Genomic DNA, 13,487 nt, shown 5'->3' on the forward strand with positions numbered 1-13,487 from the left:
AAGCAGTCCTTAAGCCTCATCTGAGGTCGTCCTATCGCTTGATTTACCCCATTAACGATAAGCCCTTAAGGACTGCTTAAAGTCGTCTTCAGTATGGCTTACCCATGTACTCAAATCTGTGTACATCCAATCTCTGTATTACCCGTATCTGTAATTAATAACCTGCTTAATTTTTATCGGAATAGGAATCTACTAATGCTTACACCTAAGCCACCTCCAAGTAACACCCGCAGAGAAACACTGCAAAACTCTAAATGGGAGCTTCGTTGCTACCTAACAGATCAAGGCAAAGCCAACTTTGACACACTGAAGCAAGCCTGGGAGAAACACCTAGGCAAGCCTCTAACCCAGTCTAAGTTTCTCGATTACTTCTTTGCTGAGTCAGCTCAAGCAATCACTAAAGGGAATAGCTAGTGTCAGCATTCTTACCCTGCCCCTTGTGTGGTCATCCCCACCAAACACCTCACCACAGAAGCAAGTTCAAATGTGGAGGTTGTTCAAAATGGATAGAGCTATCTAAAGACCTATCAAGTCTTCAGGAACACGTATCCAAGAAAGCAGCAGTGCAAGCTAAAAGTGACGACTGGTGGGAACGGGAAACACGGAGGCGTATGGACAAGTATGGTTTGAACTACATTGAAGCACGAGACCATATCCATGCAGAACATGATCGCAATAAACAAATGATGGCAGCAGCTAGAGCTAAGCAAGCTACGACCTCCCAACTCATTGCCACCCTCGCCCCTACCCCACAAACCATAATCTCTAGGGTTATCTCCACAGATGACACTACAGAGGCTCCTTGGTAACCACTCCAACAAAGGATTAACTTGAACCTAGATTTTGATAAAGCAACACTAGAGGATGCATTGTATATAGCAGATCATCTACGCCCTAGTGATCGTGAAGAGTGCAACGCACATACAGCAGCCGCAGCACGTACAACACTTGAGACAGCTTGGAAGGCCTCCAGCCATGCCTGGACTGCAAAGAGTGCTGAGGGCACACCTATAGCTATCTTAGGCTTAGTCCCCGCCCCTGGCATGAGTGGTACAGGTATTCCCTGGCTTTTATGTGCCGAAGAAGCGGACACAATGCCTAAAGCCTTCTTGAAATACACTCCAGAATACTTAGGCGTACTCCATGCAATCTACCCACGGCTATTAAATGCTGTCCCATCCACCAGCACAAAAACATTAGCTTGGCTGAAACACTTAGGTTTTACTTTAGGTGAGCCTATACCTAGCCCTATCTTGGCTGGTGTACAGATAACCCCGTTCTATAGGGTTGAAACGCATGTGTGAACCGACCACTCTAGTTTTAACTGCCCTTGCGATAACTTCCACCATTGTCAGCACGATGGAAACCCGAGAGCAAGCTAAAGCCGCTCAGAAGTCTTTGAATGCAGAATCCGCTAACCAGGCCTTAGCAATTGAAGAGCAGCAAGAGCAAATCAGTAAGAAAGCTACAGATGAAATGCAAGATAGATCACAGCAAGCCACTATCGAGCGCGGGCGCTTAAGGGCTATTCAAGCTGAATCTGGTTTGCTTGGTAATACCCAGGACAGGATTGTCGGTGAGAGTTACTTCAATGAATCTACCGATATAGCGTCTATTGAAGCCAACCGTAAGGCGGAGATTACCCAGTCAAATAGAAACCTTCAGGGCTTAGGAGCCAGCACTCAAAGCAAGCTTAATTCGATCAAGCAACCTAACTACTTAGGGGCTGGATTACAGATAGGTGCCCAAGCTGCAACGGGTTACCAGCAAGCACAAAAGAATAAAACGACTAAGTAACACCTAACCCTCTTGGAGAAATCCTTGAGGGTTTTTCATTACTCCCAAACATAAAATTTACTTTACCTTAATCAAAATTATAGATACTGCGGACTTCAGTAAATTTGCTAGGTTATTTGATAGGGCTAAATTTAAGATTTGATAAAAGACTTTCATCAGCAGGAGCAATAAATCCATACTCCTTGTTCCATTGATTAGACTTTTTAACCCCTGAAATACATGTCTCGTCTGTAGATTTACATACAAGCCTAATTACTTTATCAGCAATTAATTTATCGTAATCATGTCCATACTGAACTTTCATGTACCAGACATCGATAATATCGCCTTTTTCAACAGCTGGAACATCATCCGCAATTACTGCGAAACTAGGCGCATGATATCCTGAGTAATGTGTAGGGCCTGTTCTAGTAAAGGTGTTAATCCATCTGTATTTTTTAGCCGTATCGTTCCATGTACTTCTAAACAATAGACCTGGGCCCAAAGATGCGCGAGTCATTCTGTGATATACCGTATCTTCCGTTCTCCATTCGTCGCCTACTGCAATAGATCTGATCACTTTCCCTGAAATATCAGACTCATATGAGCTTTGAACAAATCTATCAGAAGTCATAGAGGTAGCACAGCCCGATAGCGCAATGGCCGTGAAAGTTGTTAGTAAAAATCTAACTTGAGTATTGAGCGAGAAATGAATGGGCATTAAAGCCGAAAGATATTTCATGTTTTTTTCCATTTATTATGTGTAACCTATCAGGAATGTTAACGACATAAAAAAAGAAACATGAAGCCTCCTATATTAAAATTAAAGCCCTTTCATTTGGGTATCTTTATAACGTTGCGTTCTAGGGATAATTAATGAATAATTGCGCTATTCTGTTACACACCACTGTTACACATAGCTGCACTCGAGGCCATCTAAGTCATTGATTATTAATAAACTACAAACTGAAAGCCTGAATCCCCGTGGGGACGCCAAAACACTTGAATGTGTTTCTGCTTCAAAATTCACTTAAGCTTTAAAGTAAACACCATTCGCTTTGCCCGCGGGCATTTCCACGAGCAAGCAAATCTTCAGTTCTTAAATGACTCCTATTTTGCATAGGAGTATTTGAACACCATTATTTCAAGTACGGTTTTATTTTCTCCAGGATATCTTCGCTATCCGGGCGCGTCATACTATTAAATGAATATACTTTCTGGCCGCCAGGCAGAATGACATATTTATAGAAATTCCATTGTGGTGCTTTGCCGGTTTGTTTGATCAATTGCTGATAGAGCGGATTGGCTGTGGCGCCGGTGACGCTGGTTTTCTCCACCATGGGGAACTTGACAGAATATGTCAGCTTGCAAAAGTCCCCTACCTGCTTATTATTGCCTGGTTCCTGCTTGAAGTCGTTGGATGGGAATCCAATCACAATCAGGCCTTTATCCTTATATTGTTCATAAATTGACTCCAGCGCTTCAAATTGTGGCGTGAAGCCACATTTACTGGCCGTGTTCACAATCAAGATAGGTTTATCCTGAAATTGACAAAAATCGACAGTTTGCCCTTGCAGGGTTTTGAACTGATGTTGATAGAAAGGTAAACACTCAGCATTGGCCATCGTAGAAATTCCTAAAGTGCACAACGCGATGAACAATCCACGCATTACTTTTCTCCTGTTAATTTAGCTAATATATTTATATTAATTCTTTTATAGACAATTAGTTAGCGTAATTGTTCTATCAATGATGCAGCATTTTTTTATTTTTGACACTTCATCACTGGGCTAAACACAGGAACTAAACCCTGCTTTGGCACAGTCTATGCTAATGATTACGGTAAGAATGTCATGACTGACATGTTTGAGCAATATCAACTAGCATTTAAGGAGTGGATTATGTTGCAAAAAGCAGGACCTACCGATAAATTTAAACGTATTGACCAGATGCTGGAAGACTTTGCCGGCGATGAAGTGGATGATTTTGACACTAGCTATGGTAGCTATGAAAAAAGTCACAAACACTATTCGGCTGACGAAGATGCATTGATGGATATCGACGACCTATATTAATGCAGTGATTGGTTTTCGTGCAGAGTGTGCTGCATGGTTACTGATATAATATCGTCATGGAAATTACTACACGCTTGGAGTTCGATGCCGGTCATCGTATTCCTGATCACAAAAGTCAATGCCGCAATTTACACGGTCACCGCTACGCGATAGAGATTACCTTATCGGGTGACATTATTCAGGCGGAACACGCTTCAGAAAACGGAATGGTGATGGACTTTGCCGACGTTAAGCGCATTGCCAGAGAAACCATTGTTGATCGCTGGGACCATGCCTTTTTGGTCTATCAGGGTGATATCGCTGTGCTGGATTTTTTAAACAGCCTGCCCAATCACAAGACGGTGATCTTCCCGACTATCCCTACTGCAGAAAATATGGCTGCCGAAGCCTTTAAATTGCTTAAAGCGCAATATCACGGCACCTTTGATAACCATCTGCAACTGATCAAAGTCAGGCTGTATGAAACGCCTAACAGCTGGACAGATGCATTTGCCTAGTGCGTTGTTAATCCCGATTTAATTTACATCAGCATTTAATTTAAGCAGATCACCAAGGCGTTGCGCCAGCCTTGGCGAGGCCTTCAATATATTGGGCATGTGCAGCGATTTCTTCCGTATCTGCCGAGAGTAGTTTTATGCTATTCAGGTCAACGGCAACGCTGTCATGGGACACCTGCTCCACTGTATTGGATAATTCCATCAACAGGCTTTCCTGACCGCGTGTCATCGCGATATAGACTTCTCCCAGCAACTCCGCATCCAGCAAAGCGCCGTGCAGGGTCCGCTTGGAGTTATCAATCCCAAAATGACGGCATAACGCATCCAGGTTGTTACGCTGCCCGGGGCGAGATTCTTTGGCCATTTTCAGCGTATCGATAATACCGCTGACAGCCGTTTCCAGCTTGTCTAAGCCCAGCCTGGCCAATTCCATATTCAGGAACCCCATATCGAACGGGGCATTGTGGATGATGAGTTCCGCACCGCGGACGAATTCAACAAACTCTGCTGCTACTTGGGCAAATAACGGCTTATCCTGCAAAAACTCCAGCGAAATACCGTGCACTTCCTGCGCACCGGCATCGATCTCACGCTCAGGATTGATATAGACATGGAAGTGACGCTGCGTCGGTCTGCGGTTAAAAATCTCTACCGCGGCAATTTCGATAATCCGGTGCCCCTGGTCGGGGTATAAACCAGTGGTTTCGGTATCCAGAAAGATTTGTCTCATGGCTGCGCTTTTTTAAGTATCTATTTGATGATTTATGATTTGGCGACGGTTAATACGCCCTGGTTTGCCAGCACATCCGCGCGTTCGTTACCCAGGTTGCCGGCATGCCCCCTCACCCAGATCCAGTCTATGGTATGCGGGCTGGCCAGCTCATCCAGCATTTGCCATAGATCTGCATTTTTCACAGGCTTTTTATCCGCCGTCCGCCATTGCTTTTGCTTCCAGCCTTTGATCCACTCGGTCATGCCTTTTTGCACGTAGCTGGAATCGGTATAGATTTTAATATGCGCAGGCTTTTTCAATGCTTGCAGACCCTGGATCACCGCCATTAACTCCATGCGGTTGTTAGTGGTGAGCGGCTCCCCGCCAAACAATTCCTTTTCATGCAGCCCGGCTTTCAGCCAAACGCCCCAACCACCTATCCCAGGGTTACCTTTGCAGGCCCCATCCGCGTACATTTCAATCCAGCTTTGTGTCGACATCCGCGCATTTTAACTGTTTTTGCACTTTGTTTTGAATACGCGTACGGCTTTTTTGCGCTTGCAAGGCCTGGTTCAAGGGAGACTTTTTCCAGTCGGGCTTAAGCAGGCGCACGTTCAGCACACGTTTTTTGGCCACCAGGAAATAAACGCCACCCGTCATACCAAAGGTGCAAGCCCCCCACTTTTCCAGCCTTGCCTGTCGTTGTAACCAGTTGAGGTCATTGATAGGTAGCGCATGCATCAGGTACTCACTTTGCACTATTTCAAACCCCAATACATTTAGCCAATCCCTGATGCGACGGGCAGTAAACAAACGTTTGAAGGCACCAGCCTGCTTGAACCAGCCTACCCTTGCCCGCAACCCCAGGCAGCTGAATGGCGTCACGCCAGTTAAAATCAACGTACCTTCCGGCACTAGGACGCGAAAAGCTTCCCTTAGTGCCTGTCGCGGATCGTGACATTGCTCTAGCACATGCGGCATGCATATCAGATCGACAGAGTTTTCAGCCAGCGGTAGAAATTCGGCCTCACAAAGCAAGGCACTTTCTTTCTGGACGTGCTCGTGCAAATAATGTTTATAAGGAATACGGCTCTGCGCCAGCAAATCATCTCCAGGCCATCCTAACTGCAAGGCATGAAAGCCGAAGACATTTGACACTGCCTGCCCATAAACTGCAGTCTCACACCGTGCAATATAGCTCCCTAGCGCGGTTGCATCAAAAGTGGTTGGCTGATTAGACTGCAATATAAGCTCCGGTGAAAGAATTTATGATGGTCAAGAGGATGAAGTCATTCCCGTTCTTGACAACAGTGAGCGTTTTCTCAATGATGCGTGATGCAAGAAACTTCTGCAAGTATACAAATCACTGCCCTGCCCGCATTTAACGATAATTACCTATGGTTAATCCATGCTGGCAAGCACGCATTGGTGGTTGATCCCGGCGATGCGGCTGTGGTTGAACAGGCGTTAGAGGCTGGCGGTTACCAGCTGGATGGCATTTTACTGACCCATCATCATGCCGATCACACGGGCGGCGCTTTAGCTTTGCAGCAACACTGGCATTGCCCGGTCTATGCGCCTGACAATGACCATGCAGCCTACCGTGAACTCAATGCTTTTAGAGTAAAGGAAGGCGATCAGATCACATTTTCAGCGTTACCAGATTTGTCATGCGAAGTTTTATCGTTGCCTGGCCACACCCTGGATCATCTCGCTTTTTACCTCAACCAACAGCATCTATTCAGTGGTGATGTTATGTTTGGCGCCGGATGCGGGCGTTTATTTGAAGGCACCCCGCCACAAATGTATGCCTCGCTGCAACGTATAGCAGCACTGCCCTCTGAAACGTTGATATACCCGGCCCATGAATATACCGCGCACAACATTGCATTTGCGCTGACGGTTGAACCAGAAAATACAACCTTGCAGCAACGCGCGCGCAATACTGCTTTGCTACGCGAACACCAGCAGCCCACGCTGCCGACGACATTAGCACTGGAAAAAGCGACTAATCCTTTTTTACGTTGCCAGTCACTTGCCCAGCAACCCGCCTTTTATGACTGGCAGCCGCTAGATGTGTTTACCGAGCTGCGTGCACGGCGAAATGTGTTCTAGCGTCACTCATGCGCACGCACAAAGTCAGCCACTGTGCAAGGGCTTGTCTCACATTGAAATTAACGTAGAATGATGTCCTCCTTTAAGCGCTCGTATACGTTACGTCACTCACATGCTGTCTGACACGGCTCAACGGCCACTCAGGTTTGATCAATGCATGCATACGCTTTCATGCCCGGATAATCAGTTTTCGGGCACGGCCTTTTGCATCAGTCTCAGGATTTAGAAACACCGTCATGCGTTTTAATGAATTACTGCTATGTATCACTTTTTCAGCCTTTCCTATGTTGGTGATGGCTGAGTACGTAGAACCAGCGACCATGTCGACTGACAATGGCAGTTATGATGAAAGCTTTGGCGAAACCGATACTGAAACTTACAGTTCCAGCTACCAGTTTGAAGATGCACTGACACTGCAAGAGAGCTTGTGGGACCGCGTGCGGGACGGCTTCAACATGCCGAATATTGATTCGACCTATACCAATAAGCATGAGCAATGGTACGCCTCACGCCCCGATTACGTGTCGCGTATGCTGGAACGCAGTAAAAAATACCTTTACCACATCGTGGTGGAAGTTGAAAAACGCGGCATGCCGACTGAAATCGCACTGCTGCCCATGATTGAAAGCGGCTTTAACCCGAAAGCGCTATCTACCAGCAAGGCATCTGGTATCTGGCAGTTCATCCCCTCTACCGGTAAAGATTTCGGGCTCAAGCAAAACTACTGGAAAGACTCGCGTAAAGACGTGACTGCGGCCACACAAGCGGCACTCAATTACCTGCAAAAGCTATACACCATGTTTGGCGCGTGGGACCTGGCGCTGGCGGCTTACAACGCCGGTGAAGGCACAGTGGCGCGCGCCATTGAACGCAACCGCCAGTTGGGCCTGCCTACCGATTACCAGCATTTGTCATTGCCTGACGAAACACGTAACTACGTGCCCAAGCTGCAGGCGATTAAAAACATTGTTTTCCGGCCAGAGCAATATGGGCTGACCTTGAATGAAATCCCGAACAAGCCTTATTTCACTACGGTACAGGCGCCGAATAAAATCGACGCCAAACTGGCGGCAGAACTGGCGGGGATCTCACTGGAAGAATTCACCGCGTTAAACCCCAGTTTCACACGCCCGGTGCTAATCACCGAAAACAGCTACCAAAAACTGTTATTGCCAACTTGGGCTGCCAGCAACTTCACCAATAACTTAAATGGTTATACGCGCCCATTATCCAACTGGCATAGCTATCACCCCAAACGTGGCGAGCGCTTGGGCGATATTGCCAATCGTTTTGATATCAGCCTGTATGAGTTGAGCGCCACCAACAACCTGAAACCAAACCGTAACCTGGTGGTACGCAGAACGTTGCTGGTGCCTGCTGGCAATCATTCGACATTGACGAAGCCGATTGACGCAGTCGCCATGGCGCAGATCCCGATTGAAGTTGCAGTTGAAAAAGCTTCTGGCAATAAATACACAGCCATTTCACACAAAGTGAAACAAGGCGACACACTGTCTAAACTGGCAAAACGTTATGGTGTGAGCTCCAAGCAAATCATGCAGCAGAACCATTTAAAGAGCAAAAGCTTAGCCGTTGGCCAAACACTGCAATTTGAACAGCAGGAAAGCATGACCAGTGTTTCTGGCAAAAAAAACAGCAGTGCGGGTAGCTCTAAAACCAGCAATAAGAAAACACCATCCACCAGCAAGTCGCGCTCAAAAAGCACGTCCTCTTCTGCGAAGAAAACCACGGCTTCACATGTAAAAAAAACCAAAAGCAGTCATAAATAATAGAATTTGTATATGATGGGTGATCAGCGTGACATTCACTTTTTCGCAAAGCTCAAAAAACTGCCCATGCGCCAGCGTCATTTAATTACTTTCCTTATATGTAGCCTACTTGTGGCCTGTGGCGTGGATAAACCTGAGCAAGCCTCCTCCTTACTAAACCAGCCTTACCCACCGCAAACCGGTGGCACATTAATGGGTGCCATGCCCTCAGACCCAAGTAGCCTGATTTTCATGGTAGCTGGGGAGTCAGCGTCCAGTAATATCACTGCCCATTTATTTAACAGCCTGCTGACCTACAATCAAGACCTGGATCTGGCTGGGGAACTGGCAGAGTCCTGGCAAGTATCTGCAGATCAAAAAACGCTGACTTTCCACTTGAAACCAGGCTTGGTATGGGCAGATGGCAAGCCTTTGACTAGCGCCGATGTACTTTTCACCTGGCAGGCGATCATTGATGAAAAAACGCGCAGTCCTTATGCTTCAGATTTTCAGTTAGTGACCAAAGCTGAAACGCCAGATAAGCTCACTTTCGTTGCGCACTATGATGAAGCCTTTTCTCCGGCACTCGATAGTTGGGCGGGCTTGCAAATACTGCCTAAGCATAAACTGGCGGGGCAGGATCTGCATACGACCAGTTTTGCGCAAAAGCCTATGGGCAGCCATTACTATCAGCTCAAAGAATGGCGACATGGGGAATATATCAAGCTCGAGAAAAACCCTAAATCTGTATTGGGGCCTGCCAATATCGATCACCTGGTGGAGCGCATCATCCCGGACCCGGGTGCCCAATTTCTGGAACTGATGGCGGACAATATTGACAGCCTGAGCATGGACCCGATCACTTATGCGCGCATCATCCCTGCCAGGCCTGAACTGCAAGCCAGGCTGAATCAATTTAAATCGCTAGGCAACACTTATACCTACCTGGGTTTTAATCTCAAACGCCAGCCATTCACCGACGTGCGGCTCCGCAAAGCGATTAATCTTGCGATTGATAAGCAGGAAATCATCGATGGCGTCTATCTCGGACTGGGTGAACAAGTCGCCTCACCATACAAACCGGGCACGCGCTGGAGCCATCCTACATTAAAGCCCTACCCGTTTGATCCGCAACAAGCCCGCAGTTTACTGGCCGAGGCCGGTTACAAAGACACGGATGGTGACGGTATCGTAGAAAAAAATGGCAAGAAACTTTCGTTTGAGGTGTTAACCAATCACGGCAACAAAGAGCGTGAAAAATCAGCCGTCATTATTCAACGCCGCCTGAAAGAAGTCGGTATCGATATCCATATACGCTCTATTGAATGGGCTAGCTTTATCACGCGCTTTATCAAAACCGGCGATTTTGATGCGGTTTTAATGGGCTGGCAATTAGGGCTGGAACCGGACCAGTTCGGGATTTGGCATTCCAGCCAGCAAAAGCCTGGGCAATTCAATTTTATCGGCTACAGCAACCCCCAGGTCGATAAACTATTGGAACAGGCGCGGCGCGAATTTGACCCGGATAAACGCATGCACCTTTACCACCAGTTCGCTGAAGTGTTGTACGACGATAGCCCTATCGTGTATTTGTCCGCTGGCTATAATTTGACGGCTATACATAAGCGTGTACGAGGCATCATGGATCCGGTGCCACCGGCGGGAGTGGGTTACGATTCACAAAAATGGTTTATCCCGATGTCACTGAGACGTACCCAGATGCAGGCGCAATAATCATGTTACGTTACCTGCTGAAAAGATTATTCTGGCTGATCCCTATGCTGTTTGGCATCAGCCTGATTTCGTTCTTCATCATGCATCTGGCACCGGGGGATATTACCAGCACTGAAGCCGCTTTTGACCCCAAGTCATCTGAAGAGTCCAGACAAAAATTGCGTGAGCTTTATAACCTGGACAAACCAGTCATCGTGCAGTATGGTCTGTGGATGCAACGCATGGTGCACCTGGATTTCGGGCATTCCTTTGCCAGTCATCAAAAACCGGTATTTTGGGCAGAAAAAGATAAAGAAGGTAACGTCACACCTGGCATGATCCAGGAAGCCGTGCCGATTACCTTGCTCATGAACATTGCCGGCTTACTGATTACCTTATCGCTAGGCATTCCACTCGGTGTATGGGCTGCCAAACGCTATGGCCAATGGCCGGACCGCACCATTACCCTGTTCAACTTTATCGGCTTTTCTATTCCAGGTTTCTGGCTTTCACTATTATTGATGTACTGGCTGGGCGTCATTCACCCCTGGTTCCCCATCTCCGGCATGCATAGCCTGAATTACGATCAACTGGATTTCTGGCAAAAAGGCCAGGATTTGTTTATGCATTTGTTCCTGCCCGTCGTGATTCCATCAATCACCGGCCTGGCGGGCATTACCCTGTTTGTTAAAAATGGCATGCTGGATGTATTAAGCCAGGATTACGTCACCACCGCGCGCGCCAAAGGCCTGAGTGACCATACCGTGACCTACCGCCATGCCTTGCGCAATGCGTTATTGCCATTGATCACGCTGATTGGCTTGTCTTTGCCTGGCCTGATTGGCGGCTCTGTGATTGCCGAAACTATCTTTGCGATTCCCGGCATGGGCAAACTATTCTATGAGGCGGTCATGATGCGCGATTTCCCGGTGGTGATGGGCATATTGACCATAGGCTCAGCGCTGACATTACTCGGCAATCTACTAGCGGATCTGGCCTATGCCTGGGCTGACCCTCGCTTGCGTAAAGGCGTGATGCCAGGCCGATAGACGCACAATTTAACCATGAAAAAAATCCTACACAATCCATTGGCACTTGCCGGTTTATGCATGATCAGCGTGATTCTGCTGCTGGCTTTACTCGCCCCGTGGCTGGCACCGTATGACCCGGATGAAATCCATGTCAAACAAATCCTTTTGGCACCCTCCTGGCAGCACTGGATGGGTACCGATGGCCTCGGGCGCGATGTATGGAGCCGAATGCTGTTTGGCGGCAGGGTTTCGTTACTGGTCGGGCTGGTAGCAGTCGGTATTTCTACCGTGATTGGCGTGATCCTTGGTGCCATTGCTGGTTATTACCGCGGCTGGACAGATACCATTATCATGCGCCTGGTCGATATCATGTTGTCTATCCCCAGCTTTTTCCTGATTCTGGCCGTGATCGCCTTTTTAAGCCCTTCTATCACCAATGTGATGATAGTGATCGGCCTCACCTCTTGGATGAGTGTCACGCGCTTGGTGCGGGCAGAGTTCCTCAGCCTCACCCAGCGCGAATTCGTCACCGCTTCAACCGCACTTGGTGCGCAGGATTGGCGGGTGATATTCAAGCATTGCCTGCCCAATAGCCTGACACCGGTATTGGTGAGCGTGGTATTAGGCATCGCCAGCGCCGTGTTGCTGGAATCCGGCCTCAGTTTTCTCGGGCTGGGCGTGCAAGCGCCACAAGCCTCCTGGGGCAATATCCTGACCGATGGCAAAGAGTATATTCAATTCGCCTGGTGGCTTTCGCTCTACCCCGGACTTGCCATCTTATTGACGGTGTTAGGGTATAATCTGCTCGGTGAAGGTTTGCGTGACGTGTTTGACCCCAGGTCAAATACCGTCCGTTAACCGTTTAATAAACTACCAAACAGGATCAAGCATGGCATTTCTTGCTGGAAAAAAAATTCTGATCGCCGGTTTGCTCAGCAACCGCTCAATCGCATACGGCATTGCAGCCGCTATGAAACGTCAAGGGGCTGAACTGGCCTTTACCTATCAAGTCGACAAACACGAAACTCGCGTCCGTGATCTCGCAGCAGACTTTGAGTCTACCGTGGTATTACCCTGTGATGTCGCCGAAGATGCGCAAATCGATAACCTGTTCGTAGAACTGGCAAAAGTCTGGGATGGCCTGGATGGGTTAGTGCATTCCATCGCCTTCGTGCCTAAAGTCGCACTGGCTGGTGACTACCTGGATAACATCAGCCGTGAATACTTCCATATCGCGCACGATATCAGTTCATATAGCTTCTCTGCCATGGCAAAAGCGGCTTATCCGATGATGCAAGGCCGTAACGGTAGCCTGCTGACACTCAGCTATCTGGGCGCTGAGCGCACCATGCCTAACTACAATGTCATGGGCGTAGCCAAAGCCAGCCTGGAAGCCAACGTGCGCTACCTGGCGCAAAGCCTGGGCCCACGCGGCATTCGCGTCAACGCCATCTCTGCCGGCCCTATCAAAACGCTGGCAGCTTCAGGCATTGCCGACTTTGACAAAATGATAGGCTTTAATGAAAAACACGCGGCTTTACGCCGTAACGTGACGATAGACGAAGTCGGCAACGTTGCCGCTTTCCTGGCCAGTGATTTGGCATCCGGCGTCACTGGTGAAATCACCTATGTCGATGGTGGTATGAATATCACAGCCGCAGGTCAAATCGATTGATCCAACGCTAAGCCAGATAAAACGCCTGAACTTTAAAAAGTCAGGCGTTTTTTATTGTTTTTCATTTTCAGGATTGCACTTTCAAAGATAGACTTTTTGTAATGGACGATAAAATCATTGAGTC

General features: G+C 47.7%; 15 protein-coding genes. 10 read left to right on the forward strand and 5 right to left on the reverse strand.

Going from position 1 to position 13,487, the window contains the following annotated elements:
• Nucleotides 1–830: 830 nt before the first annotated feature.
• The gene (locus ACTS9Y_RS13790; RefSeq protein WP_442586495.1) at nt 831–1,304 is read left to right on the forward strand and encodes a hypothetical protein; all 474 of its coding nucleotides are present in this window, start codon (nt 831–833) and stop codon (nt 1,302–1,304) included.
• Entirely contained in the window at nt 1,297–1,797 is a 501-nt protein-coding gene (locus tag ACTS9Y_RS13795) for a virion core protein, T7 gp14 family (protein ID WP_442586496.1), read from the forward strand. The genes ACTS9Y_RS13790 and ACTS9Y_RS13795 overlap by 8 nt, the downstream gene beginning before the upstream one ends.
• A gap of 112 nt (nt 1,798–1,909) precedes the next feature.
• Here ACTS9Y_RS13795 and ACTS9Y_RS13800 read toward each other — a convergent pair whose 3' ends face one another.
• Nucleotides 1,910–2,518, reverse strand: coding sequence for a hypothetical protein (locus ACTS9Y_RS13800; protein ID WP_442586497.1), 609 nt, complete (start codon nt 2,516–2,518; stop codon nt 1,910–1,912).
• A gap of 397 nt (nt 2,519–2,915) precedes the next feature.
• On the reverse strand, nt 2,916–3,446 hold the full coding sequence (locus ACTS9Y_RS13805; protein ID WP_442586498.1) for a glutathione peroxidase: 531 nt from the start codon (nt 3,444–3,446) through the stop codon (nt 2,916–2,918).
• Nucleotides 3,447–3,677: 231 nt separating this feature from the next.
• On the opposite strand from ACTS9Y_RS13805, the gene ACTS9Y_RS13810 reads away from it, so the two are divergent.
• Nucleotides 3,678–3,851 carry a hypothetical protein gene (locus ACTS9Y_RS13810; protein ID WP_200934417.1) on the forward strand — a complete coding sequence of 58 codons (174 nt, stop codon included), beginning with the start codon at nt 3,678–3,680 and terminating at the stop codon, nt 3,849–3,851.
• A 56-nt stretch (nt 3,852–3,907) separates the two neighbouring features.
• Nucleotides 3,908–4,348 carry a 6-carboxytetrahydropterin synthase QueD gene (queD, locus tag ACTS9Y_RS13815; RefSeq protein WP_442586499.1) on the forward strand — a complete coding sequence of 147 codons (441 nt, stop codon included), beginning with the start codon at nt 3,908–3,910 and terminating at the stop codon, nt 4,346–4,348.
• A 49-nt stretch (nt 4,349–4,397) separates the two neighbouring features.
• On the opposite strand, the gene dnaQ is transcribed toward queD, so the two are convergent.
• The 3 genes from dnaQ to ACTS9Y_RS13830 are packed head-to-tail and all read right to left on the reverse strand — an operon-like array spanning nt 4,398 to nt 6,218.
• Nucleotides 4,398–5,078 carry a DNA polymerase III subunit epsilon gene (dnaQ, locus tag ACTS9Y_RS13820; RefSeq protein ID WP_442586500.1) on the reverse strand — a complete coding sequence of 227 codons (681 nt, stop codon included), beginning with the start codon at nt 5,076–5,078 and terminating at the stop codon, nt 4,398–4,400.
• 32 nt (nt 5,079–5,110) lie between these two features.
• On the reverse strand, nt 5,111–5,536 hold the full coding sequence (gene rnhA, locus ACTS9Y_RS13825; RefSeq protein ID WP_442586501.1) for a ribonuclease HI: 426 nt from the start codon (nt 5,534–5,536) through the stop codon (nt 5,111–5,113).
• A 1-nt stretch (nt 5,537) separates the two neighbouring features.
• A complete protein-coding gene (locus ACTS9Y_RS13830; protein WP_442586502.1) occupies nt 5,538–6,218 on the reverse strand; it encodes a class I SAM-dependent methyltransferase in 681 nt (226 codons plus the stop codon).
• 177 nt (nt 6,219–6,395) lie between these two features.
• Between ACTS9Y_RS13830 and gloB the strand changes: the two genes are divergently transcribed.
• The 6 genes from gloB to ACTS9Y_RS13860 all read left to right on the forward strand — a co-directional run bounded on the left by gloB (nt 6,396) and on the right by ACTS9Y_RS13860 (nt 13,363).
• Nucleotides 6,396–7,175: a hydroxyacylglutathione hydrolase gene (gene gloB, locus ACTS9Y_RS13835; protein ID WP_442586503.1), complete on the forward strand. Its 780-nt coding sequence runs from the start codon at nt 6,396–6,398 to the stop codon at nt 7,173–7,175.
• A gap of 236 nt (nt 7,176–7,411) precedes the next feature.
• Nucleotides 7,412–8,965, forward strand: a complete 1,554-nt coding sequence (locus ACTS9Y_RS13840) for a transglycosylase SLT domain-containing protein (protein ID WP_442586504.1) — start codon at nt 7,412–7,414, stop codon at nt 8,963–8,965.
• Between the two features lie 66 nt (nt 8,966–9,031).
• On the forward strand, nt 9,032–10,678 hold the full coding sequence (locus ACTS9Y_RS13845) for a peptide-binding protein (RefSeq protein ID WP_442586956.1): 1,647 nt from the start codon (nt 9,032–9,034) through the stop codon (nt 10,676–10,678).
• A gap of 2 nt (nt 10,679–10,680) precedes the next feature.
• Nucleotides 10,681–11,706 carry an ABC transporter permease gene (locus ACTS9Y_RS13850; RefSeq protein WP_442586505.1) on the forward strand — a complete coding sequence of 342 codons (1,026 nt, stop codon included), beginning with the start codon at nt 10,681–10,683 and terminating at the stop codon, nt 11,704–11,706.
• 15 nt (nt 11,707–11,721) lie between these two features.
• A complete protein-coding gene (locus ACTS9Y_RS13855; protein ID WP_442586506.1) occupies nt 11,722–12,546 on the forward strand; it encodes an ABC transporter permease in 825 nt (274 codons plus the stop codon).
• A 31-nt stretch (nt 12,547–12,577) separates the two neighbouring features.
• Nucleotides 12,578–13,363 (forward strand): enoyl-ACP reductase FabI, encoded by a 786-nt coding sequence (locus ACTS9Y_RS13860; protein WP_442586507.1) that lies wholly within the window; start codon nt 12,578–12,580, stop codon nt 13,361–13,363.
• Nucleotides 13,364–13,487: the final 124 nt, after the last annotated feature.

Origin of the sequence: Methylophilus sp. (genome assembly GCF_052173275.1) — a bacterium.
In the GTDB taxonomy this organism is placed as follows: Bacteria; Pseudomonadota; Gammaproteobacteria; order Burkholderiales; family Methylophilaceae; genus Methylophilus.